The organism is Porticoccus sp. GXU_MW_L64 (assembly GCF_052983295.1).
In genome coordinates, this window is the sequence record NZ_JBRKJK010000015.1 from 34700 (window position 1) to 57768 (window position 23069).

The 23069-nt window shown below is 56.0% G+C and carries 26 protein-coding genes; 3 read left to right on the forward strand and 23 right to left on the reverse strand.

Annotated elements, in window-relative coordinates; translation table 11 throughout:
• Nucleotides 1-9: 9 nt before the first annotated feature.
• The 8 genes from ACVBEJ_RS12130 to ACVBEJ_RS12165 form a co-directional block, all read right to left on the reverse strand.
• Nucleotides 10-1035, reverse strand: coding sequence for an NAD(P)H-dependent glycerol-3-phosphate dehydrogenase (locus ACVBEJ_RS12130; protein ID WP_447129898.1), 1026 nt, complete (start codon nucleotides 1033-1035; stop codon nucleotides 10-12).
• Between the two features lie 109 nt (nucleotides 1036-1144).
• Nucleotides 1145-1900 (reverse strand): class I SAM-dependent methyltransferase, encoded by a 756-nt coding sequence (locus ACVBEJ_RS12135; protein WP_447129899.1) that lies wholly within the window; start codon nucleotides 1898-1900, stop codon nucleotides 1145-1147.
• 172 nt (nucleotides 1901-2072) lie between these two features.
• Nucleotides 2073-2855, reverse strand: coding sequence for a co-chaperone DjlA (gene djlA, locus ACVBEJ_RS12140; protein ID WP_447129900.1), 783 nt, complete (start codon nucleotides 2853-2855; stop codon nucleotides 2073-2075).
• A gap of 199 nt (nucleotides 2856-3054) precedes the next feature.
• On the reverse strand, nucleotides 3055-3756 hold the full coding sequence (locus ACVBEJ_RS12145) for an ABC transporter permease (protein WP_447129901.1): 702 nt from the start codon (nucleotides 3754-3756) through the stop codon (nucleotides 3055-3057).
• Nucleotides 3756-4097 (reverse strand): DUF1244 domain-containing protein, encoded by a 342-nt coding sequence (locus ACVBEJ_RS12150; RefSeq protein WP_447129902.1) that lies wholly within the window; start codon nucleotides 4095-4097, stop codon nucleotides 3756-3758. Before ACVBEJ_RS12150 ends, ACVBEJ_RS12145 begins: the two co-directional genes overlap by 1 nt.
• Nucleotides 4098-4099: 2 nt before the next feature.
• Nucleotides 4100-4279 (reverse strand): hypothetical protein, encoded by a 180-nt coding sequence (locus ACVBEJ_RS12155; protein WP_447129903.1) that lies wholly within the window; start codon nucleotides 4277-4279, stop codon nucleotides 4100-4102.
• 45 nt (nucleotides 4280-4324) lie between these two features.
• Nucleotides 4325-4876, reverse strand: coding sequence for an OmpA family protein (locus ACVBEJ_RS12160; RefSeq protein ID WP_447129904.1), 552 nt, complete (start codon nucleotides 4874-4876; stop codon nucleotides 4325-4327).
• Nucleotides 4861-5070, reverse strand: coding sequence for a hypothetical protein (locus ACVBEJ_RS12165; protein WP_447129905.1), 210 nt, complete (start codon nucleotides 5068-5070; stop codon nucleotides 4861-4863). Before ACVBEJ_RS12165 ends, ACVBEJ_RS12160 begins: the two co-directional genes overlap by 16 nt.
• A gap of 176 nt (nucleotides 5071-5246) precedes the next feature.
• Here ACVBEJ_RS12165 and ACVBEJ_RS12170 point away from each other — a divergent pair, with 176 nt between their 5' ends.
• Together ACVBEJ_RS12170 and ACVBEJ_RS12175 are read left to right on the forward strand one after the other, a co-directional pair.
• Nucleotides 5247-5939 carry a response regulator gene (locus ACVBEJ_RS12170; RefSeq protein WP_447129906.1) on the forward strand — a complete coding sequence of 231 codons (693 nt, stop codon included), beginning with the start codon at nucleotides 5247-5249 and terminating at the stop codon, nucleotides 5937-5939.
• Nucleotides 5940-6080: 141 nt separating this feature from the next.
• Nucleotides 6081-8195, forward strand: a complete 2115-nt coding sequence (locus ACVBEJ_RS12175) for an ATP-binding protein (protein ID WP_447129907.1) — start codon at nucleotides 6081-6083, stop codon at nucleotides 8193-8195.
• Nucleotides 8196-8287: 92 nt separating this feature from the next.
• Here the strand turns inward: ACVBEJ_RS12175 and ACVBEJ_RS12180 are convergent, their stop codons facing one another.
• From ACVBEJ_RS12180 to ACVBEJ_RS12240, 13 genes are all read right to left on the reverse strand, one after another.
• Nucleotides 8288-9250: an FAD:protein FMN transferase gene (locus ACVBEJ_RS12180; RefSeq protein ID WP_447129908.1), complete on the reverse strand. Its 963-nt coding sequence runs from the start codon at nucleotides 9248-9250 to the stop codon at nucleotides 8288-8290.
• A complete protein-coding gene (locus ACVBEJ_RS12185; RefSeq protein WP_447129909.1) occupies nucleotides 9250-10002 on the reverse strand; it encodes a type II secretion system protein N in 753 nt (250 codons plus the stop codon). Before ACVBEJ_RS12185 ends, ACVBEJ_RS12180 begins: the two co-directional genes overlap by 1 nt.
• Complete coding sequence (locus ACVBEJ_RS12190) at nucleotides 9999-10469, reverse strand: type II secretion system protein M (protein ID WP_447129910.1); 471 nt, start codon at nucleotides 10467-10469, stop codon at nucleotides 9999-10001. The genes ACVBEJ_RS12185 and ACVBEJ_RS12190 overlap by 4 nt, the downstream gene beginning before the upstream one ends.
• A gap of 2 nt (nucleotides 10470-10471) precedes the next feature.
• A complete protein-coding gene (gspL, locus tag ACVBEJ_RS12195; RefSeq protein WP_447129911.1) occupies nucleotides 10472-11707 on the reverse strand; it encodes a type II secretion system protein GspL in 1236 nt (411 codons plus the stop codon).
• A 123-nt stretch (nucleotides 11708-11830) separates the two neighbouring features.
• On the reverse strand, nucleotides 11831-12874 hold the full coding sequence (gene gspK / locus ACVBEJ_RS12200) for a type II secretion system minor pseudopilin GspK (protein ID WP_447129912.1): 1044 nt from the start codon (nucleotides 12872-12874) through the stop codon (nucleotides 11831-11833).
• Nucleotides 12837-13562, reverse strand: a complete 726-nt coding sequence (gspJ, locus tag ACVBEJ_RS12205; RefSeq protein ID WP_447129913.1) for a type II secretion system minor pseudopilin GspJ — start codon at nucleotides 13560-13562, stop codon at nucleotides 12837-12839. The genes gspK and gspJ overlap by 38 nt, the downstream gene beginning before the upstream one ends.
• A complete protein-coding gene (gene gspI, locus ACVBEJ_RS12210; RefSeq protein ID WP_447129914.1) occupies nucleotides 13559-13939 on the reverse strand; it encodes a type II secretion system minor pseudopilin GspI in 381 nt (126 codons plus the stop codon). The genes gspJ and gspI overlap by 4 nt, the downstream gene beginning before the upstream one ends.
• Nucleotides 13936-14520 carry a type II secretion system minor pseudopilin GspH gene (gene gspH, locus ACVBEJ_RS12215; RefSeq protein WP_447129915.1) on the reverse strand — a complete coding sequence of 195 codons (585 nt, stop codon included), beginning with the start codon at nucleotides 14518-14520 and terminating at the stop codon, nucleotides 13936-13938. The genes gspI and gspH overlap by 4 nt, the downstream gene beginning before the upstream one ends.
• Before the next feature lie 38 nt (nucleotides 14521-14558).
• Nucleotides 14559-15020 (reverse strand): type II secretion system major pseudopilin GspG, encoded by a 462-nt coding sequence (gene gspG / locus ACVBEJ_RS12220; protein WP_447129916.1) that lies wholly within the window; start codon nucleotides 15018-15020, stop codon nucleotides 14559-14561.
• A 13-nt stretch (nucleotides 15021-15033) separates the two neighbouring features.
• On the reverse strand, nucleotides 15034-16254 hold the full coding sequence (gspF, locus tag ACVBEJ_RS12225) for a type II secretion system inner membrane protein GspF (RefSeq protein WP_447129917.1): 1221 nt from the start codon (nucleotides 16252-16254) through the stop codon (nucleotides 15034-15036).
• Nucleotides 16255-16356: 102 nt separating this feature from the next.
• Nucleotides 16357-17820, reverse strand: coding sequence for a type II secretion system ATPase GspE (gspE, locus tag ACVBEJ_RS12230; RefSeq protein WP_447129918.1), 1464 nt, complete (start codon nucleotides 17818-17820; stop codon nucleotides 16357-16359).
• Nucleotides 17817-19829, reverse strand: coding sequence for a type II secretion system secretin GspD (gspD, locus tag ACVBEJ_RS12235; protein WP_447129919.1), 2013 nt, complete (start codon nucleotides 19827-19829; stop codon nucleotides 17817-17819). Before gspD ends, gspE begins: the two co-directional genes overlap by 4 nt.
• Before the next feature lie 23 nt (nucleotides 19830-19852).
• Nucleotides 19853-20833 (reverse strand): type II secretion system protein N, encoded by a 981-nt coding sequence (locus ACVBEJ_RS12240; protein WP_447129920.1) that lies wholly within the window; start codon nucleotides 20831-20833, stop codon nucleotides 19853-19855.
• A gap of 305 nt (nucleotides 20834-21138) precedes the next feature.
• On the opposite strand from ACVBEJ_RS12240, the gene ACVBEJ_RS12245 reads away from it, so the two are divergent.
• Nucleotides 21139-22242: a phosphoribosylaminoimidazolesuccinocarboxamide synthase gene (locus ACVBEJ_RS12245; protein WP_447129921.1), complete on the forward strand. Its 1104-nt coding sequence runs from the start codon at nucleotides 21139-21141 to the stop codon at nucleotides 22240-22242.
• A gap of 94 nt (nucleotides 22243-22336) precedes the next feature.
• On the opposite strand, the gene ACVBEJ_RS12250 is transcribed toward ACVBEJ_RS12245, so the two are convergent.
• A complete protein-coding gene (locus ACVBEJ_RS12250; protein ID WP_447129922.1) occupies nucleotides 22337-22678 on the reverse strand; it encodes an NGG1p interacting factor NIF3 in 342 nt (113 codons plus the stop codon).
• Entirely contained in the window at nucleotides 22671-23069 is a 399-nt protein-coding gene (locus tag ACVBEJ_RS12255; RefSeq protein WP_447129923.1) for a Rieske (2Fe-2S) protein, read from the reverse strand. Before ACVBEJ_RS12255 ends, ACVBEJ_RS12250 begins: the two co-directional genes overlap by 8 nt.

Here is a 23069-nt window from a genome sequence, read left to right on the forward strand (position 1 = left end):
ACTGCGAGCCTACGGCAGCGCCGAAAACTCCACATCGTTGGCCTGTTCCGCCAACATCATATTGCCCATCAATTGCCGGATATCACAACCATTAAACATGCACTCGTACATGGCATTGGCCAACGGCATATAAATTCCCAGCTCGTCTGACTTTTCTTTCACCAGACGCGTGGTATTTACCCCTTCCGCCACCTGGCCGATGTCTTCGATGGCCTGCTGCAAAGATTTACCTTTACCCAGCGCGTAGCCCACCTGGTAGTTGCGGCTCAACGGCGAGGTGCAGGTAACAAACAGGTCCCCCACTCCACTGAGCCCCAGGAAGGTCATGGGGTTGGCGCCCAGCTGCACCGCAAAGCGGCTCATTTCCGCCAGGCTACGAGTGATAAGAACACTGGTGGTATTTTGGCCCACCTCAAGTGCCGCCGCCAGGCCAGCGGCCAAAGCGTAAATGTTTTTCAGGGCACCGCCCAGCTCAACTCCAAAACGGTCGGCGTTGGCGTACACGCGAAAATAACGGGAGCCCAACAGTTGTTGCACCACCTCGCAGAGTTCGCTGTCATCACTGGCGATGACCGTGGCGGTAATTTCCTGGGCGACGATTTCCTTGGCCAGGTTGGGGCCGCTGATCACGCCGATGCGCTCGGTGGGCAGTTCCTCCTCCAGAGTCTGGCTCATCAGCTCAAAGCTGTTGGCTTCGATACCCTTGGTGGTACTGACCGCCATGGTTTGCGCATTCATATAAGGTGCCGCCATAACCGCCACCTCACGAAATGCCTTGCTGGGAATGGAAAAGAACACCACATCACTGTCTTGCAGTGCTTGGGCCAGATCGGTAGTCACTTGCAGGCCATCGTGCAGTTTATAGCCTGGCAGGTAGCGGCTGTTTTCGCGCCTTTCCTGGCAGGCCTTGGCGTTGTCGGCGTCCCGCATCCACTGGGTCACATTGATGTTGTTGCAGGCAATCATATTGGCCACGGCGGTGCCAAAACTGCCTCCCCCTAAAACGGTGACCTTATGGTTGTTGTTATCTGTCATAGAGTGCGGCTTGGTAATGAACAAGGTGCCCGATTATAGGGGGTAACTGTGGCCATCGCCATGACCCCATCGGGTCAAACAGTACGCTGAAAGTTGTGACTAACGTGTGTCAGGGTTGTGCCCCGGGTTTGCGGAAGCGCAATACAAAGCGGTCAGTGCGCCCGCGTATATCCGGGTCAAAGACATTGATGGTGTGATCATCTTCGGGGTTGGCGAGCAGATCAGTACTGGCTTCCAGTACAAAGCCGGCGGCGACCACTTCTTTGATCACCAATGCCTCATCCACCCGGTGCAGAGTTTGCACATCCCGCTCGCCACTGCCTTTTTCGGCGCGATGATCCCACAGGGCAAATACCCCACCGGGCTTCAAAGAATCGAAAATTGCCCGGTTCATTTGGCGGCGATCCGCTTTCATCCAGTAACTGTCGTGGTAAAACAGCCCCAGCAGAACCGCATCTAGCTCCCCCACCGGAAAGCCCGGGGTTTCCAGCTCCCGGTCCAGGCGCACCACATTATCCAGGTCGCGACCGTTGAGGCGCTTGTCCATGGCTTTGCTGGCAAAGCGCTCAAGAGCGATGGAGTTGTTTTGTGCGTAAACAGTGGTTTTTGGCCCCAGATAACGGGAGAGAATTTCCGTGTAGTAGCCCCGCCCGGACATCATATCCGCCACCTGCATACCCGGCTTGATGCCATAAAAGGCCAGCAATTGTGCCGGTTTTCGGTTGCTGTCGGCGGCCTTGTCCTGCGCTGGACGATTGGGATGTTGCAACGCCCCCTGCAGTGCTTGCTGGTCTGCTGTCGTCAATGCCGATTGCTCAGCCAGAACCGGGAAGGCTACCAGTAGAGATAAGATAAATATTTTCACAAAACCTCCAAAAAACATTAAGGGCGCTTCTAAAAATAGTGATATTTTCGTGAGAGCAAGGCGGCGGCGCACGGAGACCCGCAGTGTATAAGGCATACATGAGGACTCGAGTACGACGCCAACGCCGCTATCGCGGAAATAGTGCATTTTTAGAAGTGTCCTTAAGTTGTTATTACAAGCCTCTGTTTTTCTTAATTAAATCATAGGCGGCCTGAATCTCTTTCGCCTGTTCTGTCGCCACCTTGAGCATATCCTCCGGCACCCCCTGCCCCATCAGCTTGTCCGGGTGGTACTGGCTCATCAACTTGCGATAGGCCCGCTTTAACTCCTGGTCGCTGCAGCTGCTTTCAACCCCCAGTGCTTTGTAAGCCTCGTCCAATGCAGACGGTGATGCCCCCGCGCTACCACCGGCAAAGTGAGACTGGTTGAGCGTCATATCCAGCAACTGCCGGAACTGTGCCTCGCTGTACCCCAACTGAGCACCGATAGAACGCAACAGCGACTCCTCGGCACGGTCCATTACCCCATCGGCCATGGCCATCACAATCAGGTAAACCAGCAACACCTGAGGCAGATTGCGGGTCTGCCCGCAGGCCGCCATAAACTCCTGCAAGGTCGACTCAACATGAAAATCCGCCGCCGAACCCTGCTTGAACCACTTAATAGCCTGTTGGCGATGCTCTGCCGACATACCCAACTGGCGAATAAAATTCTCGGTGTGATCCACTTCCGCCTGGGAAATATGACCATCCGCCTTTGCCAGCTTGCCCTTTAACAGAAACACCGTGCGCAAAAACACCGCCTGACGGTTGCCCTGGGTAAAGGGGTTAAAGCCGCCGCTGCCGTAGTTTTGAAAACGCTCAAAACTGCCGGCAAACAGAAAGCCGAGGATGGCGCCAATAAAGCTGCCACCAAGGAGAAAAAAGCCGATAACGGCGCCGATAACTTTAATCAAGGTACTTTTCCCAGAATTATTTTTCGCCTGCATCATAGCCGGATGACGTCAAAAACCATAATGCGAAGACGTTGGGCTGTAGAGGCCTTTTCAGACCGTATGCGACAGGGACGTCGCATCCGAGCCTACATGGATGTATTGACGGCGTGTCTTAAAAGGCCTCTACAGCCCAACGTCGCCACCCAACTCAAAAACATATTTACCGTCTCCCAAGCCACCACAAATAAATAGCGGCACCAATCCCCGCGCTGCCAAAAATCATGCACATCACCACAATTTGATAACGAGCAGCGATCAGCGGCGAAACCCCGCTGAGAATTTGCCCGGTCATCATACCCGGCAACGACACCAGCCCCACTGCCAGCAAAGAATTAATCTGCGGCAACATGGCTGCACCAAAACCCTGGTTGCGCGAAGATACATACCCCTCGCCGCGTTGCAGCTCCGCACCAAAACGCTCCGCCGCCAGACTCACCGCATTCAGACAATTGGCGTACACCATTCCCGCCATGGGTATCAGAGTATGAGGGTTGTGCCAATCACTGCCAGCATTGAACAGCGCAATCACCAGCGCCAGATTGAGGCTGCCGCCCACACCAATTCCCAACAGCGCCCCCTGCCAGTGACGGGGCTGCTTGTGAGGTACCGGCCGCAAGGCAATAGCGGCGGAAGTAGCGATCATCAGGGCAAGAATAGCCAATGACAGAGAGTGTGAATCCTGGGCAAAGATATACTGCAGCACATACCCCACCAGCAACAACTGCAACAGCATGCGGGCAGCGGCCCAGGCTACCTGGCGGCTGTTGGCCAGCCAGCGGGCGGCAATAACTGCCACAACAGCAACCGGAATCAGAGCAACCGCCAAGTCCAACAGACTGAGCGTGCGCAGGGATTGCTCCATCAGGAATTTTTGGCGTTTGCCTTGGCCGCCTGGCGAGCCTCAAAAGCGGCTTTTTGCTCCGCCGTGGCGGGGGTCTGGTATTTATCTTTCCATTCGCTGTAAGGCATGCCGTAAATCAGCTGCCGGGCGCTGTCGTAATCCACTGCTTCGCCGCGTTCCTCGGCGGCGGCCATATACCACTTGGCCAGGCAATTGCGGCAAAAATCCGCCAGCACCATCAAATCAATATTTTGTGCCTCTTTGTGTTCGTCCAGGTGCTTTAGCAAACGGCGGAAAGTCGCCGCTTCAATTTCGGTTTGGATTTGTTTGTTCTTTACAGGATGAGTGATGGCTTGGGTCATAGTCAGTATTTCTGTGAGGACAACAAGTCGCTCACCTTATCACACCATGTGCGACACATCTCCTGGCGGCAGGGCCTGTTTTTCTCAATCACCTCAAGCGTAAAATCCGGCTTGTCACCGAGCTGAACAACCGCCCCTTCAGCAAGAAACAGCTTTTCTGCGGAATAGGTCAGCTCCAACACACAGCTACCCGCCAAAACCCGCAACTCAATCATCCTCTGTTTGCCTTACCGTTGGCTCAACAACTTTTTCTGTTGGCCATCGACCCAGCCTTTGGCGACGATTTCAATACGGCGGTTGAGCTTGCGGCCACTGATACTGTTGTTGTCGGCAATGGGCACCGCCTCACCGCGGCCGTCCACCTCCAGCACCCCTGCGGGCACGCCGTAATCCGCCAGCTTGTCCGCCACCGCATTGGCCCGGCGCAGGCTCAGCAGCAGGTTACTTTTGTCAGAGCCTTCGCCATCCGTGTGGCCCACCACCACAACACGGCTCAACTGCTGCCAAGTATTCACCTGATCAAGCAGCGGCTGCAACAGTGCATCCAGGTTATCCGGCAACAACGCTCCACTGGGGCCGGTTTGCAGGCGCAGGGAAAAATGTACCGGGTACAGCACGGGTTTATCCCCCTGGGTGGTTTGTTGCTGCAATTGGGTCAGTTGTTGATTGAGCTCCGCATCAGTCGCTGTATGCGCCAGCGGCGTGTTGCTGCAACCGGTCAGAACCAGCGGTGCTATCAGACTTGCGGCGCAAAACGCCTTTTTCAGTGGGAACGACATGGCGCAATCTCCCCGGGTAAATCATCACTGTGAAAACGTTCAGCAGTCAGTGCATTGTCCGCCTGAAACGACTCGCCCAGTGGCTGCTGCAACAGATGTCGGCAGTCGATGCTGTGGCTGAACGGCACCAGTTGCTCGAACAATTGCGGGTTGTTGTAAAACATCTCATCGGTGATGGGAACAAACTGTTTCATGGTGATTCCTTTTCGGAGCAGGGTTTAAAATTTGTGTGCTTGGTGATTGCCATTAAAACCGAGGAAAATGAACCAGTAGAGAACAGACTGTGGACAAATCGTGGAGCTGAAAAGAGCGCGTTATGATTGTGATAGGATGGCCGCAAACGGGCTGATACCAATTGTCAGGAATATCTATGAGCTACTCCATTGCCATCGTCGAAGACGACGCCGACCAGCGCCGCAATTATTGCGCGGCCATTGAAAACAAAGGGTTTGAAACCACCGCCTACGCCAACCGCAGCGACGCCCTGAAAGGCATTCAGGAACGCCAGCCCGATCTGGCGGTGTTGGATATTATTCTCGAAAACGAAGTGGACGGCGGTTTTATGCTGTGTCGCGACCTGCTGGCGCAAAATCCGGATTTGCCGATTATTTTCCTCACCGAACGAGTGGATGAAATCGACAAAATTTCCGGCCTGCGGCTGGGGGCCTGGGATTATCAGCCGAAACCCATCAGCGCCACATTTCTCGCCGAGCGGGTCGCCTCCCTGTTGCGTTTGAAAGAAGTGCGCTCCGCGCCGGAAAGCCAGGGCAACGCCAAAAATCTCGGCGACCTGAGCATCAACGAAAGTTCCATGCAGGCCGCCTGGCGTGGCGAACGGGTTGATCTGACGCTCACCGAATTTCGTCTGCTGGCCCACTTGCTGCGGGTGCCTGGCGAAGCGGTCACCTACGACAGCCTGATGAAATCCACTATCCAGAGCTACGTTACCAGCAATACCATCAACACTCACATGCGCAATATCCGCAAAAAATTCCGCCAGCTCGACGATCAGTTTGATTGCATTAAAAACGAGTACGGATTTGGCTATCGCTGGGCGAAATAAACTTTCCCGAAGGGCGAGTGCGGGGTTGCCTGCTGTGACCGCCGCCAGCATGGATGCTGGCGACGAGCCTACAAGGATGTATTCACGGCGAGTCACAGCAGGTAACCCTGCGCTCGCCAAGCCACAAGGAATCTTGCCACTTTGAACATCTTGCGCGGCCCCCGCCTCAGTACCAAGCTGATTTTGCTGGGCCTGGTGCTACTGGTGATTCCCTATTTGGGAACCCAAACCCTGCGCGCCATGAAAAATTTTCTGGTGCAGGGCCAGCAACAGGCGCAATTGATGACCGCCCAAGGGGTGGCCACCCTGCTCTATGGCCGCGACGAACTGTTCAACGACACACCTCCCACCCTGGAAGGCTACGCTACCCTGCCCATCTATCCGCTGCAATCCAGCATTCAACTGGATGCGGACGATGAGGAATGGCAAACCTGGGGGCTGACCTTGAAGTCCGAACCCTACAGCAATTTTCACCTGGTGCTGGGAGAGCGGGAAGGCAACCTGTACGGCCTGCTGGAAGTTAACGACAGCACCCCGGTGAGTCGCGACCCCAGCTACAACCGCCTCAATCACGCCGACCATGTACGCCTGTACTTTCGCGACAGCAAAGGGGTAGAACAGCGGGCGCAGATAATCTGGGAGGGCAACGGCAAAACCACCACCTACTTTATGGACAGGGATTGGATAAACGCCACCGACCGTGGCCTGCCCGACTATCGTATTCAAGGCTATATGCGCCGGGGCGAAAACGACTACCGACTGGAATTTCGCATTCCCCTGGAAATGATCAGTGACGGCCACCTGGGGGTTGCAGTAGCCGACGCCTGGGAGGTGGAAGGAATCAAAGAAATCAACACCCTCAATGGCACCTTCGACACCATTGATGGCAGCCCCTACAGTCCTATGGTGCTGCGCTCCGCTCAGCTGCAAACCATACTCGACAGCATTGCCAAAACCTCATCTCGCATCTGGATTTTTGACAACGAACTGCGTGTGCGGGCCAACAGCGGAGAGCTGGCAGATATTATCAACCCCTATATGGGAGCTGGCGAACAACCGGTAAACGCCAGCGACCTGTGGAACAGTTTTATTTCCCGCACCACCGACCGGCTGATCGGCATTCCCACTGGCGATATTGAAGACTACGACCCCAGCCTGACCAGCAGCCGCAGCGACCAGATGCTGCTGGACGCCCTGGACAATCGCGCCACCACCGCCACTCGCCAATCCCTTGACGACAAAACCCGTATTATCAGTGCCGCCTCTCCCATTCAGAGTAACGGTCAGGTTATCGGTGTGGTGATGCTGGAACAGAGCACCCAAAACGTGCTCAAGCTGCAAAGCGAAGCTCTGGAAGAAGTGACCGAACGCACCCTGCTAAGCCTGCTGGCAGTTATTGTCGCCATGCTGCTGTTCGCCGCTCGCCTGGCCTGGCGCATTCGCCGTCTGGGACGCGAAACCAATGTATCCATCGACGACTATGGCCGCTTGCAGGGCATCAGTATTTCCAAAGACCTGCGCGCCGGAGATGAAATTGGCGATCTGGCGCGCAACATCAACCTGGCGCTGGAAAAACTCAATCAACACCAGGGCTTTCTCGCCAATATTCCCCGTACCCTGCGCCACGAAATCAACAATCCGCTCAATACCATCAGCACCTCACTGGACAACCTGGAGCGGGAACAGCTTAGCGACAAAGACAGCACCTACCTGGACAGTGCCCGCCGCGGTTTGATGCGCATCAGCGTATTAATCGGCAAACTGGCGGATGCCGCCAACCTGGAGGAGGCCCTCAACGCCGAAGATATTTTTGAATTCGACCTGGCCGCCATGCTCAGCGCCTACGTGGAAAACCAGCAAAAATTGAGCCCGGATCACCAGCTGATTCTGAATATGGACAGCAACTCCGTGTCTTTTAACGGCTCCGACATGCACATAGAACAACTGCTGGACAAACTGCTGGACAACGCCCGGGACTTTAGCGAAAAGAACGCGCCCATCACCATCAACCTGTTTGTCAGTCGAGAGGTGTGCACACTTCAAGTGATCAACCAGGGGCCACTGATCCACGAGCAACAAATCCCCAACCTGTTTCAGATGATGCATTCAAAAAGGCAGGACAAAACACCGGGGCATTTTGGTTTGGGGCTATACGTGGCCAGAGTGATTGCCGAACATCACGGTGGCAGTATTCGGGCATTTAACCTGGAGAACGGCTCCGGACCCTGTTTTAGTGTGCGCTTGCCGCTGGGGTGAGCGGCTGCGGCCTGCCAAGAGCCGCTCGGGATGACAAGAAAGTGCAATCAGAAAGTAGCCCGGATAAAGCGCAGTGGCACCCGGGCTACACATTACGGCTCAACCAGCCCTTTGGAATAATGAGTTTTGCCGTACTCGTCGATAATAATGGCTTCGTAGTTGGCAAGGGAATCAATCAGCGCCAGCCCTTTTTCCACACCCATCACAAACACCGATGTGGACAGCGGGTCAGTATCGAAACCGTTGGGGCCGATCACGCTGACGCTGGCAATGCCATTGGCGGAACGGCCGGTTTTGGGGTTGAGAATATGGTGGATTCGCTCGCCATTTTCGTCGATAAAAAAGCGTTCGTAATCACCGGATGTGGACAGCGCCTCGTCCTGTAATGGCAGTTTGATGGCTACATCATTTTTTTCACCACGAGGGTTTTTGATACCCGCCACCCAGGGGCGGCCACGGCGGTCGCCCAGTAGCCGGGTATCGCCACCGGCGCTGATGCTGGCGTGTTCGATCCCCCGTTCTTCAAGCAATTCCACTGCCCGGTCAATGGCGTAACCTTTGGCAATACCACCCAAGTCTATTTTGATGTTGGGGTGGCCAAAACGTACCGCCCTTTTCTGGCGATCCAGAGTGACAAGGCGGTAGTCAATCAACGCAGCGCTGCGCAGTTGGGTACTGGGTTTTGTGCCGGTGCGGTAGTCGTAGCCGTGACCTACAGAGGCAAAAGTAATATCGAAAGCGCCATCGGTTAATCGGCCATAGTAAAGCCCTTTGTCCAGTAACTTGATCATCTCCGCCGACACAGACACCAGGCCTTTGGCCCCGTGCAGGTTTACCCGGTACAGCTCGCTGTGCTCGTCCCAGGGGTTGTAGACAGCGTCGATGCGTTGCATTTCTGCCATTACCGCGCCCACTGCTGCCCTGCCCTGCTTTTCTTCAACGTGCCACAGCACCACTCGCACTTCAGTGCCCATAATGGTTTGGGTGTCACTGTGCCACTGGCACCAGGCGGCGGGAGAAAACAGCGACAGAAGCAGTAAAAATCGCGCCATCATCAGTAAGTAAACTCTATGTGGAACTTGCCATCCTGCTGGCGTTCGCCAAACAGGGCCAGCCCCTGAATCACCCCATCGGCGGTTTGCGGCGGTGGCGTAATCAGCGCATTAATGGCCAGTGTGTTGTTGGGATTAACCAATACTTCGCCGTCCATATCCCAGGGGCCGGAAAGGTCAAAAAAGCTGAGTTTTATGGCTTCTCCCTGCATGGCAAGATCACCGGCAATGGCCCCCAAATCCAGCCAGTGCCCACCCATATCCAGGCGAGCTCGCTGCCAGCTGCCATTGCCACTAACACTGGCAATGCGCTGCCCATCCGCCTGCACTTCCTCCAGCCGCAACGACAGATCACCGGCCAGTGGGTAACCAATAACGTAGCGCCCAACCCAGTTGGCAGGGAGTGTGATCTCAAGGTTTTCACCACCCCAGCGTTGACCGCCCAACCATTGCAGTTCGCCGGTCAGAATATCGCTGCCATCACGTTTGATGGTAATTTCCGCGGCGGGGGAAAAAGCCAGCAGGGAAAGTGGTTTTAAACGCCACTGCACAGAATCCAGCGCCACCGTAGCGCCCTGGCTACCTACCACCAGTTGTCGGGCGCTGCCATTCCACAGGCTGCCCTGATAATGCGCCGCTTGAAAGGTCAATTGTTGCGGTATAAGCCACTGAATCAAATATGCCGGTGCGCCGGCAATCACATGGCATAAAAACAATGCCACTCCCAGCATGACCGCGTATTTCAGTTTGTTCATCCATTGCCCCGCAAACGCACGGACACTTTTACAACCCCGCTGTCACCGGTGGGGGCGATGCTGAGGTTGTCGACAACCGCACTGTGGCTGCCTTCCATTTGGTTGAGCCACTCGACGAAATGATTGAAAGCTGCACGCTCGAAACGCAGTGACACACTGTTGTCACTGTTGGGCGTAAAGTTGCTCATGGCCAAACCATGACTGCGGGCACTGCTGCTCACCAGGCGCATCAGGCTGCTGCTGTCCAGGGTGGTAGTGCCACTGGCCTGCAAGGTTTTTAATTCCAACGCCAGGGTCTGAGCCTCCTGCAATTGGCCGCCCAGCCGTGCATTCACACCCTGTTGGTTGCTCACCATGGCCAGCAGAGGTTGAATCAACAGCCACCACAGCAGTATCAGCGCCACTATCAAACCACCGGCCAGCAGTATTTTTTGTTCGCGACGATCAAATTGTTGCCAGTTAGCCATGCTTACCTCCCCGCCACGGTCTTGGCGCGGTCAGCGCGCTGGATTCGGAAATTACCCTGCTGGCCATCGCCGTCGGCGCTGGCGGTAAAACGCACCTGGTAGCGCTGTTTTTCCAGCGCCATCTGGATTTTCTGCAAAGCGTCAAAGTCCGGCGCCCAACAGTTGATGCGCAATTCGCCACTGCGACCGGTAAAGGTGATATTGCCCGGCACTACACCTTGAATAGCCGCAAAAGCGGGCATAATTTCGGCCAGAACTGCAGTCGGCGATTGATAGCCACCGCCACTGTTGCCCCGGCGCTTGCGTAATTCACTGCGCAGGGAATTGAGCTGGCGCTCTGCACCGCCCACCGTGCGACGGGACAGGGATTGAGAAACTGTCTCGGCAATTTGTTGCTGGATTTTCTGCCCCTGAGTTTTCGCCTGGTTGTATTGCACCAGCTGTGCAGTCACAAACACCAGCAAGACCGCTGCGGCAAAAATTCCTACCCGCTGCCATTGCTGCCACCAACGGGCCACCGGCAGGTGGTTGGAAAACGCGCCCTGACGCATATCCAGTGCCGGGCTTTGATCGGCGCCGGCGGATACCGTCTGCGGCCAGCTTTCCAGGCGGTTGTGGCAGCGTTCTTTTAACGGCTCCGGCATCAGCCCTTGCAGTTGCTCCAGCTGTTGGTCGTTGGCGGCCAACAGCAGAATGGATTCCGGTTCCTGCTGCTCACTGAGTTGCTGCAGTGCCAACGGCATCAGTGCAGGCTCCAGCGCAAACCCCTGGCTGACACCACTGCGCAACAGCACCGAGCGACCACTGATTCCCAGGCTCCAGCCGCCTTCCTCCAGCGGCAGCATCAGCGGTTCCGGCACCATATGGTTTATATCCAGCCCCATATCCTGAAAGGCATCGAGTTGCTGTTGCAACCAGTCCTGGTCACAGCAGGCCGCGGTCACCTGGTCGTGCTGCGGGGAGGTAAAAGCAAAATGCAGCTGCTCCACATCGCTGATCAACTGTTCTTCCAGCTCGTAAGGGGCCGCCTTGCGCAGATGACGGCGTTCTTTGGGACTGCAGGGCAATTGATTTAAAACCACTTTGTCGCCGGGCAGCAATAACCACAGCCGGGCACCACTGAGCAGCTCCCTTTGTTGCTGAAGTTGTTCCAGCGAACCCTGCCCCAATACCTCGCCGGCAGCGAACCATTGGTAGTCACCGTTGTGGGTTGGGCGGATAAACAGGTTTTTTGCCATATCTGGTTTTCCAGTTCGTCATTGCGAAGGAGCGTTAGCGACTGTGGCAATCTCCATAGTTATTGGAGGACAGCCACGAGATTGCCGCGTCGCTTCGCTCCTCGCAATGACGAATTATTAAAATTACTGCCAACTACCCAGCTGGCGATAAACCACCCTCACGCCATCGGCGCTGCGGTGCAACAAGCTCTGGCTGTAGTTGCGCCGCTGGGCAACCACCGCTTCTGTTCTGAGCATAAAGTAGCCGGTGGAGACGCTCAACTCATCCGTGCTCAAAAATTGCCCTTCCCGGGCGGCCCGGTCTTGCAGGTCGGACAGCAGTGCCGTATCGAGAAAGGCGTCTAAATCTTCATGGCCGTTTGTGCCTCGCCGGGACAGTATTTCGTCGCCATCTTCCGGGGACAGCGGCGTCAGCTGATCGCTGATATTGAGAGTTCTCAGCACATGGGCAGAAGCCGTATTGACGTTCACCGGCGTACCTGCGGGCAGTGCGCACAGGTGTGGGGTGAGCAGCTGGTACAGCTCGGGGGTAACCCCTTTCACCAGGCGCAATTCGCTGACACTGAGCATCTCCCGATTCGCCGGGCGGTACCCCGGCGTGGCGGCTGACTGATAAAAGCTGGATTCAGCACCGCCAAAACCGGTGGTGTCGTCGTCCGGGTCCAGCCAGTCGATCACCGCCTCGGTGATTTCCACCGCCTGGTTCTGGTCCAGCGCTGGTTCTTCAAAACTCTGCAACAAGCGGATAAAACGGCGCTGGGGTACGGTAAAACGGTCGTGAAGCGGTTTGCTGTTTCTGTCCGCCACCCTGCCCTGTAAATTGTTGATATTCAGCCGCCCCTGCATATCTTCCAGGGCCAACTGGATAACAGCGATTTCCACAGGAAAACTATAGGCTTGTGCCCAGGGCTCCCCCAGATGATCTACCTGATTGTTGTTGAGGTCTTCTGTCAGGTAAAAAACAGCCGCTTCTTCACCGCCGGCAAACAATTGCATGCCCTGGGCAGCAAACTGGCGGTTCTCCGCAAAGCGCAATCCCCTGTCCACATCCCTGTTCATATAAACCGCCATAGCGCCGACTGCTGCGACAATCAGCAGCGCCAATATCAGCGACACCCCTTGCTGGCGATCAGGCCGCTGGCAGCATAAACAGGCGTGTGATTTCACCCCATTCCTCCAGCTCCAATGTGACTTCAACCGCCAGTGGCAGCGCTTCGCTGGCACCACTTGCACCATTGCCGGAGGCCACGCCTGCTGGCCATTCCTGCACCCAGGACAGGGGCGCCTGCGGGCGCAGGTAACGCAGCCTTATCTGTTGAACGCCCTGCAGCAGTGGCAGCTGTACTGGCGGCTCCTGGTCCGCCATATCCAGGTGAGGCCAGTGGTCGCGCCACAGTTGTTCATCCGCAAGTCTGTAACCTACCCGTTGCAATTCGCTGCGCAGTTGTTGCTGTGGGTTGTGCCACCCCCCCCGACTGAATTGCAGCAGATACACATCAAAACCACTGGCATCCGCCTGGGGCAAGCCTTCAAAGGCAGAACGGGATTGACCAAAACCAAGCACCACACTGCGGGGGATAGCCTGTTGCAGGTCTCGTTCCAACAGGTTCATGGCACGATCCAGGGCATTGAGCTGGCGCAGTCTGTGTTGGTTTTGTTCGCCACCATCCATGGCCGTTTGGAATGAGAGGTAAGCCATGGTGCCAATAAAAGCGGTGATGGCCATGGCCACCAGCACCTCTACCAGGGTAAAGCCCTTTTGACGACTATTTACGCAGGTTTCCTGCCGCTGACGACCATTTTTGCAGGTTTCCTGCAGCTGACGGCTCTTTATGCAAGTACGCTGACGGCTCATTGGCGTTCCACCGCAGTCAGGGTAATAAGCGGGTCTTCGCCTTGGCGGAATACTGTTGTCTCCATGGTGCGAAAGTCTTTATTGGTGTTTCCCAATGGAACAGTCCGCCACTGCCAGCGCTGCCCGGCCATTTCCACTTCACCGCTACTTTCGTCTCTTGAAGTTTGCCCCAGGCGGCGGCGAATGCGGCGCTCGGTAATGCGATCGCTGGCTATCCACTGGGCCACGGCTTTATCCCGCACATGAGCAGCGGTGGTACTGCCCGCTTCTACCGAGCTGAGCAAGGCTGGCAAGGCAATGCCGACAACCGCCAGGGCCACCATTACCTCAACCAGTGCCAGGCCGCTTGAGCGATATTTTACAGTTGGGGGGTTCACAGCGAATCGTCCATTTTATCCACCACGTCTGCACGCCCCAGTAAATCCGCTTGCAGTTGAAAATGGCTGTCTCCAGCGGCGCTGATCAGTTGCAGTTGAAATGGCGTGATTTCTCCGTGAGGGTAGAAAAACACCTGTGGTATGGGTTCATCGGCACCAATTTCCAGCGGCGGCAGACTGTCGTTACCGGCAAAGCGCAGTTCCACTTCAACCCCTGCGGGAAAGCTGACCGGCGGGAACAGCGCTCGTCCCTCGCCCCTTAAGGGCAGCCACCAGTCCGCGTCTGTCTGATCGTCTTCCCGCAGCGCCACTTCCAACTCCTGACGCCAGCGGTAGGTCCAGATGTCGTTCTCGTCCCGGCTTAGCAGCAGACCAAAAGTGGTGCCGTGCAGCTGGGCTTCCTCCGCCATTAATTCCACCTGGCCTTGCAACTCTTTCACCTGGCGCTGCAAGCGCTGGTGGGTGGAATCGGTAAAGATTGCCACGGTGGTGATGGTGGCGATCAAGCCAATAACGGTGACTACCACCAACAGTTCCACCATGGTGAAGCCGTTGGGTTTGTGTTGTGGTAGAAAGGTCACGAGATTGCTTCGCTACGCTCGCAATGACGGTAGAGCGTTTACTGCTCTTCTTCGCGCCAGTTGCCAATGTCCGCATTCACTTCTTCGCCACCGGCCACGCCATCCGCACCCAGGGTGTAAATATCAAAGGGGCCGTTTTCGCCGGGACTCTGGTAGTAGTATGGCCGCTCCCAGGGGTCCAATGGCAGGTCAGGCAGGTAGCCGCCGTTTTTCCAGTGGCGCGGTTCCGGTGGCAGTTCCGGTTTGTTCACCAATGCCTCCAGGCCCTGTTCGGTGGTGGGATAGGTGTAATTATCCAGACGGTACGCCGATAGCGCGGTTTTAATAGCGGCAAAATCCGCCTGCACTTTTTGCACTCGGGCCTTGTCAGCACTGTCGAGAATATTGGGCACAATCATGCCCGCCAACAGCGCCACAATCACCAGCACCACCATGATTTCCACCAGGGTAAAGCCAGCATTTTTCGTCAGTTTTTTTGGGGATTTTACGGCAGTGTTCATTGCACCAAACTCTCTAAATTAAGTTGATTTGTTCCGATATGGGCAACAGCACCGCTGCCACAATAAAAATCACAATAACGCCCATAAACACCACCATGGCCGGGGGCAATACGGACATCATGGCGGCCAGCTTGTAATCCAGCTCCCGTTCCTGATTGTCTGCGGCACGGGCGAGCATATCTCCCAGTTCGCCACTGAGTTCGCCACTGGCCACCATTTGCACCAACAGTGGCGGGAATACTTCAGCGCGATCCATGGCCACGTTGAGGGAGCTGCCTTCAGACACCATGGTTACCACGGTTTCGCAGCGTTCCCGCAATTCCAGGTTAAACATCACCTGACGGGCGATCTGCAGTGCATTGAGCAGGGGCACGCCACTGGCCACCAGAATCGACAAGGTAGCGGAGAAACGGGAGCAATCCAGCGCTCGTTTCCAGTCGCCAACCACCGGAATATTCAGTTGCAGACGGTGCCAGCGCTTGCGATTTTTGGGGTTGCGTAACCACAGCTTGACTCCCACAGCCACGGAAACCAACAGCAACAACAGGTTGAGGCCGTGATTGACAAAAAAGTCACTGATATCAATAAGTATCAGTGTGGGCACCGGCAGTTCCTGACCCCGGCGGGTAAAGGTGCCCAGCAATTGCGGCACCACCTCGGCCATTAAAAAAGCCACCACAGCGACGGATACTACCAGCAGTATCAACGGGTAGGTCATGGCGCTGCGCAATTTTTGCACGGTGTTTTGACCCGCTTCACAATACTCCGCCAAACGCACCAGCACCGGGCCCAGAAAACCGGCGCTTTCACCGGCTTCCACCGTGGCCCGGTAGAGTTCGTCGAAACTCCGCGGGTGTTCCCCCAGGGCGTATGCCAGGCTGTGACCTTCCTGCACCCGGCTGCGACTTTGCAGAATCAGCTCCTGGGCGCGGGGTTTATTGTTCTGTTTGGCGCAGGCTTTGAGGGCATCGGTCAGAGGCAGGCCGGATTCCACCAGGGTGGCCAGCTGGCGGGTAAACAATGACAGTTCCGGCGCTTTCAGGCGGCCGTGATTGCTGCGCTGCAAGCGGGACGGGGTTTTGTCAGCGCGCACCGCTCTGGCGGCTTTGACGTCCAGCGGGCGAAGGGATTGGGCGCGCAGCTGACTGCGAATCTGGCGCTCGGAATCCCCTTCCATCACCCCTTTGGTGACAGAACCGGATTCGGTTAATGCGCGATAGTTGTAGGCGCCCAATGTTGATTCCTGTTTACATGTTCGTCATTCCGAGCGCAGCGAAGAATCTCTCTTTTCAACAACACAAGATCCTTCGCTGCACTCAGGATGACAGTGGAGTGGTCAATTCGACGTCGCCGTTACCCGCAGCACTTCCGCCAAGCTGGTGTCTCCGGCCATTATGCGGTCGCGGGCGGATTCGCTCAGGGAGGGGTTGCGTTTTCGGGCCAGGTCGAGGATTTCCTGCTCGCCGGCACCATCGTGAATCAGGCGGCTGATTTTGTCGTCAATTTCGATCATTTCAAACACCGCACTGCGCCCCCGGTAGCCGGTGTGGTTGCAGCTTTCACAACCCACCGCTTTGTAAATGGGCACCGCTTGTTTCAGCCCCAGGCGCTCGCACTCCGCTTCGTCCGGTTGGTATTCCTGCTTGCAGTCCACACAGAGTACCCGCACCAGGCGCTGGGCCATAACTGCCAACAGACTGGAAGCCAACAAAAACGGTTCCACGCCCATATCCTGCAAGCGGGTAATGGCGCCCACGGCGGTATTGGTGTGCAGGGTGCTGAGCACCAGGTGGCCGGTCAAACTGGCCTGCACTGCGATGGAGGCAGTTTCGCCATCGCGAATTTCCCCCACCATCACCACATCCGGGTCTTGCCGCAAAATGGCCCGCAAGCCGCGGGCAAAGGTCATATCCACCTTGGTGTTGACCTGGGTCTGGCCCACGCCGGGCAGCATGTATTCCACCGGATCTTCAATGGTGAGGATATTGCGGCTGCTGTTGTTCAAATAACTGAGCCCGGCGTAAAGGCTGGTGGTTTTACCGGAACCGGTGGGGCCGGTAACCAGAATAATGCCGTGGGGCCGGGTAAGTACGCTTTTGAAGGTGTCCAGCATGGTCGCAGGCATATCCAGTTGATCCACCTGCAACTGCCCCGCCTGCTTGTCCAGCAACCGCAATACCACGCGCTCGCCGTGGGTGGCGGGAATGGTGGATACGCGAATATCCACCCCGTGCCCCGCCAGGCGCACGGAGATACGGCCATCTTGCGGCAGGCGCTTCTCGGCGATATCCAACCGCGCCATCACCTTTAAGCGGGAAACCAGTAATGGCGCCAGCAAAGGTTTTGGGGACAATACTTCGCTGAGCACACCGTCGATGCGAAAGCGCACCGCCAGACGGTCTTCAAAGGGTTCGATGTGGATATCTGAGGCTTTTTCCCGCACCGCCTGGGAAAGTATGGCGTTGATAAGGCGAATAACCGGGGCGTCGTTCTCCCCTTCCATCAGGTCGCTGTCTTCGGGGATTTCGTCCGCCAGCCGGCTCAGGTCGATGTCGTCGCTCATGTCTTCGGCAACCCGTTGGGCTTCGCCGCTTTCGCCGCGCTGGTAGCTGGTGCTCAACAGGCGGGCAAATTCGCTGTCGTCTACCGGTTGCAAATCAAAGGGGGTACCGAGAAAACGGCGCAACTCCAATAAAGTGTTCAGGGCGAGCCCCTGCCGATGCACCACTTTCCCCTCATCCAGCAACACGCCATGAGCTTTGGCGAAAGCGAATGGCAGGCTATTAGCATCGGCACTCATTCGTCGGACTGTTCTGTTTCGGGTTGCGGCTGAGGTGACTGCGGGCGGGTGCCATCCCATGCCGGCAATATGGGGATTTTTTCCTTGTTCAACCAACCGCTGCTGCCGCGCTGCATTTCCAGCTGGCGCTGGCGAATAAAGTCGTATTTTTCGGCGGTAAAGTCGTAGGTGTCCTGCTCGTCGTGAAGAATGCGGGCACGGATAAACACCATCAGGTTGGTCTGGCGCAATTGGGTCGTGGTGGAGCGGAACATGCGGCCCAGCAGGGGAATATCCCCCAGCAGCGGCACTTTGCGTTCGTTGTCGGTCAGGTCGTCCCGTATCAGGCCGCTGAGCACAATCATCTCGCCATCGTCCACCCGCACCACGGTGGTGATGTCTCGCTTGTTGGTGATCAGGTCGGAGGCGACGCTGCTGTTACTGATGCTGGATACCTCTTGATAGATCTCCAGCTCCATGCTGCCGCCGTTGTTGATATGAGGCGTGACTTCCAGGCGAATACCCACATCCTCACGCTGGATGGTCTGGAACGGGTTGGTGGAGCCGCTGTTGGTGCCGGTATTGGTAAAGGAGCCACTGATAAATGGCACCTGCTGACCGTTGTTAAACACCGCTTCGCTGTTGTCCAGGGTAATCAGGTGAGGCTTGGCCAGAATGGTGGAGTTATCGTCGTTGTGCAGGGCGTTGAGCACAATGGAAAAATCCGTTGTGCTACCCAGGCGACCTATGCCGATTGTCTGGCCGGGAATACCCGCCAAGGCACCGGCTATGGACAGGTTATTGCCACTGTCATCGTCATCGTCATCGTCATCGTTATTATTGTTATTGTTGTTCGCCAGTGCACCAGCCAGCGCGCCCAGGCCGCCACCGGCGTTGGTGGAGCTGCCGAAGGTGCCCCGGTCTTCATCGGTGTAAAACCATTCAATGCCCAGGTTGCGATCGACTGTGTCGTTCACCTCGGCGATTACCGCTTCAATAATCACGTTGGAGCGGCGGATATCCAGGCGTTCCACCACTTGCAGCAGGGAATCCAGGGTATCCCCCTGAGCGGTAATAATCAGGGAGTTGGTGTCCACATCCGCCACCACCGCAGAACGAGCTTGTTGCTGGGCGGCTGGCTGACCCTGTTCCAGATTGGAGATAACACCGGAGAGCACTTCTGCCAGCGACACCGCATCCGCGTGTTGCAGGTAAATGGTGCGAATATTGCCGGTTTGTTCGCCGGGACGGTCCAGCTGGCGGATCAGACGTTTTGCTTCCTCACGGGAGAGCTGATCACCTTTCAGCAAAATGGCGTTGGTGCGATTTTCGGCCACCAGAATCAGCTTTTTTTGCTGATTGCTGGCGCTGCCTTCGCCTTTTTCCAGTTGTTCCAGCAGCGCCACCAGTTCCTCGGCGTGGGCGTGGTGTAACTCCACCAGTTCGGTTTCCACTTTGGAGGCTTTGTCCAGCTGGCGAATCAGGCGTTCGATGCGCTTGACGTTGGCGGCGCTGTCGGAAATAACCAGAGTACCGTTGGTGGACGCCGCCAAATGCGCGTGCTGGGGAACCATCGGCCGCAATATGGGCAACACCTTGGCGGCAGACACATGCTTGAGTTCGATAATGCGGGTGACAAAACCGTTTTCACTGGCCGATTGTGCAGCGGCACTGGCGGGAGCGGTACGGGCTTTTTTGGCGGGAATCACCCGCAGCACCCCATCGCTGTTAATGGCGGCAAAGCCGTGCACATCCAGCACATTGACAAACAGATCGTAGAGCTTGTCCCGATTGAGCGGCACCCGTGAAATCACATCCACCTTGCCCTTTACCAGCGGATCGATAATCACCGATTCCGCCCCCAGGGTGGCACTGACAAAGTGGATGACTTCGCGAATATCCGCATCGCGAAAGTTAGGCGTCCAGGTTTTTTCAGCACTGTCTTGCTGGGCGGACGCCATCGTGCAGACGAGCGTCAGCAACAACCCTCGCAAGCTGTTTATTATTGTTGTGTGCAAAAGTGACGTCACTACTGCTCCTCAATCCACTTTGCTTATTCGTTGATGGCTTTGGCCAGATTCGCCAAATCCACATTCAAGTTTACCTGGCGGTTGCCCCGCAATACCTGCATCTGCGCGGTGGGGGATTGCAATACATCCAGGTACAACTGACGCATTTGCTCCGGGTCCAGGCTGACCGGGGTGCCGTTGACTTCGGTCACCACATCGCCGGGTTTAAAACCCAGCTGCTCAAACTGCGCCAGATTTTTCAACGGTTTCACCTCAAAGCCTTTCTTGTGAGGAGTTACCCGCACCACCTGCGCCAGAGTGTCCGGGGTTGGCAGTTCAACCGCAACGCTGCGCTTCGCTGTTGGCTGACTTGGCAGTAATGTTTGCGGCTGTGGCGGGCGATTATTGTTCGCCGCTGAATTCTGAGGCTGGACCGTTTCTACCAGCAAGCCCTCACCATTCATACCTTCAAACAGCCAAAGTGATTCATAACGACCGGCGTTGTTGAGAATCACCCGCCGCTCCAGCACCCGATCCAGGGTGACATTGCGGCCCGCTGGCAACTTGTCACCGACTTTATAACTTTTATGCTTGTTGTTGTGGGCGATCATGGCACTGGCCAGCTTTGCATCACTGCTGCTCAGCACACCGGTGAGTTTGAGCGCCAGTTTGGTGTCTTCCGCCTCGATATCCGCCTCCGGCAGCACCAGGTCCACCGGTTGTTCCAACGCCACATCACCGGCAACCCCATAGAGATTCAGGCGCAGCAATGAGGCTATATCTACCCCTGCCACCTGACTGCCGCTGTTGCCCTGGGGCAACGCCAAAGTCGCTTTTACAACCTGTGCCTGTTTTTGTTGTGGCCACAGCGCCCAAAACAACTTGGCAGCACTGCTGGCCAACACCAGCAACAGCAGCATAACCACTGCCCTTTGCCACCAGCACACAGGCACACGCTTGACGGTGGCCGCAGCATTTGCAGCTGTGCGCATAACCGCCGAGTTGGGGGTGAGTCCTGTTAGCAAAGCGCTCTCCGGGTATTTGTGCGCAAACTTATCTCAATCCGATGACAAAAAATGGTATTTGCGCACTAAATGGCCAAACTGCAGGTATTTTCTTATCTTTTTCACCTATGCGACTGAACAGCATACCAAAATCTGCTGGAGAGTCCCATCACAGAAGGTGTTGCGGAAAGACAAAACGCAACGATGCAGCGCCTGATGTGGCACCAAAAAATCGATCTGGTATTATCCCGGCCCCTAAGCGTCCCATTTATACTTTGTCATTTGCACCGTAGCTTTCCACAACGAGGAAGGTAGAGGATTTTATTATGAGTCTCGCCCATAAAGTTCTGGCCGTAAACAACGACCTGCCCATTCGCACTGAGCAGCCGGTTCACAGCGGCAAGGTTCGCTCGGTTTACTGGCTTACCGAGGCCGACAGCCGCCGCCTGATTGCCGAGCGCGGCTACGACGTGGCCGCCGATGCGCCACTGGCCATTATGGTAATCAGCGACCGCATCTCTGCCTTTGAGTGCATCTGGCGCGGCGAAGGTGGCATGGACGGCGTTCCCGGCAAAGGTGCGGCACTGAATGCCATCTCCAATCATTGGTTCAAGTTGTTCCGCGAACAGGGATTGGCAGACAGTCATATTCTGGAAATTCCGCACCCGTTGGTGTGGATTGTGCAAAAAGCCCGCCCGGTAATGATCGAAGCCATTGCCCGTCAGTACATTACTGGCTCCATGTGGCGTTCTTACGCAAAGGGTGAAAGAGAGTTTTGCGGCATTGAGATCGCCGACAATCTGGCAAAAGACAGCAAGCTGCCGGAGCTGTTGATCACGCCATCCACCAAAGGCATCTTGGAAGGCATTCCCGGGGTGCCGGCTCAGGATGACGTCAATATCACCCGCAAGGATATTGAGAACAACCACGAAGCCTTTAAATTCCAGAGCCAGGGCGACATCGACCTGTACGAGAAATTACTCACTGAAGGTTTCGATGTTATCAGCAACGAGCTGGCCAAACTGGACCAGATTTTTGTGGATACCAAGTTTGAGTTTGGCTATGTGACCGACAAAAGCGGCAACGAAAAACTGATCTATATGGATGAAGTGGGTACGCCGGACTCTTCGCGTATCTGGGACGGTGCCGAATACCGCAATGGCGTGGTGGTGGAAAAATCCAAAGAAGAATTCCGCCAGCTGCTGCTCAATCACTTCCCGGATCCGGACATTCTGATCAACAAAGACCGTATGCAAGAGCGCAGCGCCCTGGCGCGGGACAACGCGCTCCCGGAAGCGGTGTTGATGCAGGTTTCCAAAACCTACACGGATATTGCCGAGAAGATCACCGGCCAGGCGATTGAGCTGTCGGAAAACCCGAAAGCGGAAATTATTGCCATTCTGCGGGATGAATTTGGATTGGTGGATTGAAGCTGCGGGCTACGAGCAGGACGTAGCGTTTTGTCATTCTGAGCGCAGCGAAGAATCTCGCGCACTTTGCCGGCATTGAGATCCTTCGCTGCGCTCAGGATGACGATTTTACGCTAACCTGCTCGCCGCCCGCAGCCAATTCCCAAACATCATAAGCGGGTTCTTCGTAGGGGTGTGCCTCAATTAATGCCTTAACCGCCCCGGCAATCAGCTTGTTATCACACACCATTTCCACCCGGTATTCCTCAACCGTCTCCACTTGACCCTGCTGGCCAAGAAAGGGCGCGCTGCCCTTTAAGGGACGAAACTGGCCCTGCCCCAAAACCTGCCAGCAACAGCTGTCGTAATCACCGATGCGACCGGCACCGGTGGCAAAAACCGCCTGTTTTACGCTGTCCAAATGGGATTCGGGAACAAAGAAGGCCAGTTTATACACTGCCTAACACCGACACATCGGCGGTCAGCAGCGCGCCATCCTGAACAACTACCGGCACTTGTTGCAGGCCATAGTTGATGCAGGGGCCCGCAGTGCAGACTCCGCCATCCAAACTGAAAACCGCACCGTGGTGGCTGCACAAAATCAGCGAGCCATCGTTACTGAGAAAATCGTCCGGGGCACCGTTAAGGCGAGCCCCGGCATGGGGACAGCGGTTTACGTAAGCGCGTACCAGATCACCTTGACGCACCGCAAAAATGGACACCACCTCCCCCTCTTTGCCTTCAAACAGAAATTCCTTGCTGCCGGGATTATCCAGCTCATCCAGTGAGCACAGGCGGTAGCCCGCACGGAGGCGGGTGAAAGGTTCAGAGCGGATAACGGTGTTCAT

Bases quoted from the DNA above. Each gene is read 5' to 3' on its own strand.
- ACVBEJ_RS12150 (WP_447129902.1), bottom strand. From the start codon at position 4,097: ATGACCCAAGCCATCACTCATCCTGTAAAGAACAAACAAATCCAAACC.
- ACVBEJ_RS12245 (WP_447129921.1), top strand. From the start codon at position 21,139: ATGAGTCTCGCCCATAAAGTTCTGGCCGTAAACAACGACCTGCCCATT.
- gspJ (WP_447129913.1), bottom strand. From the start codon at position 13,562: ATGAGCCGTCAGCGTACTTGCATAAAGAGCCGTCAGCTGCAGGAAACC.
- ACVBEJ_RS12185 (WP_447129909.1), bottom strand. From the start codon at position 10,002: ATGAACAAACTGAAATACGCGGTCATGCTGGGAGTGGCATTGTTTTTA.
- gspL (WP_447129911.1), bottom strand. From the start codon at position 11,707: ATGGCAAAAAACCTGTTTATCCGCCCAACCCACAACGGTGACTACCAA.
- ACVBEJ_RS12165 (WP_447129905.1), bottom strand. From the start codon at position 5,070: ATGAAACAGTTTGTTCCCATCACCGATGAGATGTTTTACAACAACCCG.
- ACVBEJ_RS12130 (WP_447129898.1), bottom strand. From the start codon at position 1,035: ATGACAGATAACAACAACCATAAGGTCACCGTTTTAGGGGGAGGCAGT.
- ACVBEJ_RS12160 (WP_447129904.1), bottom strand. From the start codon at position 4,876: ATGTCGTTCCCACTGAAAAAGGCGTTTTGCGCCGCAAGTCTGATAGCA.
- ACVBEJ_RS12255 (WP_447129923.1), bottom strand. From the start codon at position 23,069: ATGAACACCGTTATCCGCTCTGAACCTTTCACCCGCCTCCGTGCGGGC.
- ACVBEJ_RS12190 (WP_447129910.1), bottom strand. From the start codon at position 10,469: ATGGCTAACTGGCAACAATTTGATCGTCGCGAACAAAAAATACTGCTG.
- gspE (WP_447129918.1), bottom strand. From the start codon at position 17,820: ATGAGTGCCGATGCTAATAGCCTGCCATTCGCTTTCGCCAAAGCTCAT.
- ACVBEJ_RS12170 (WP_447129906.1), top strand. From the start codon at position 5,247: ATGAGCTACTCCATTGCCATCGTCGAAGACGACGCCGACCAGCGCCGC.
- gspG (WP_447129916.1), bottom strand. From the start codon at position 15,020: ATGAACACTGCCGTAAAATCCCCAAAAAAACTGACGAAAAATGCTGGC.
- ACVBEJ_RS12145 (WP_447129901.1), bottom strand. From the start codon at position 3,756: ATGGAGCAATCCCTGCGCACGCTCAGTCTGTTGGACTTGGCGGTTGCT.
- ACVBEJ_RS12180 (WP_447129908.1), bottom strand. From the start codon at position 9,250: ATGATGGCGCGATTTTTACTGCTTCTGTCGCTGTTTTCTCCCGCCGCC.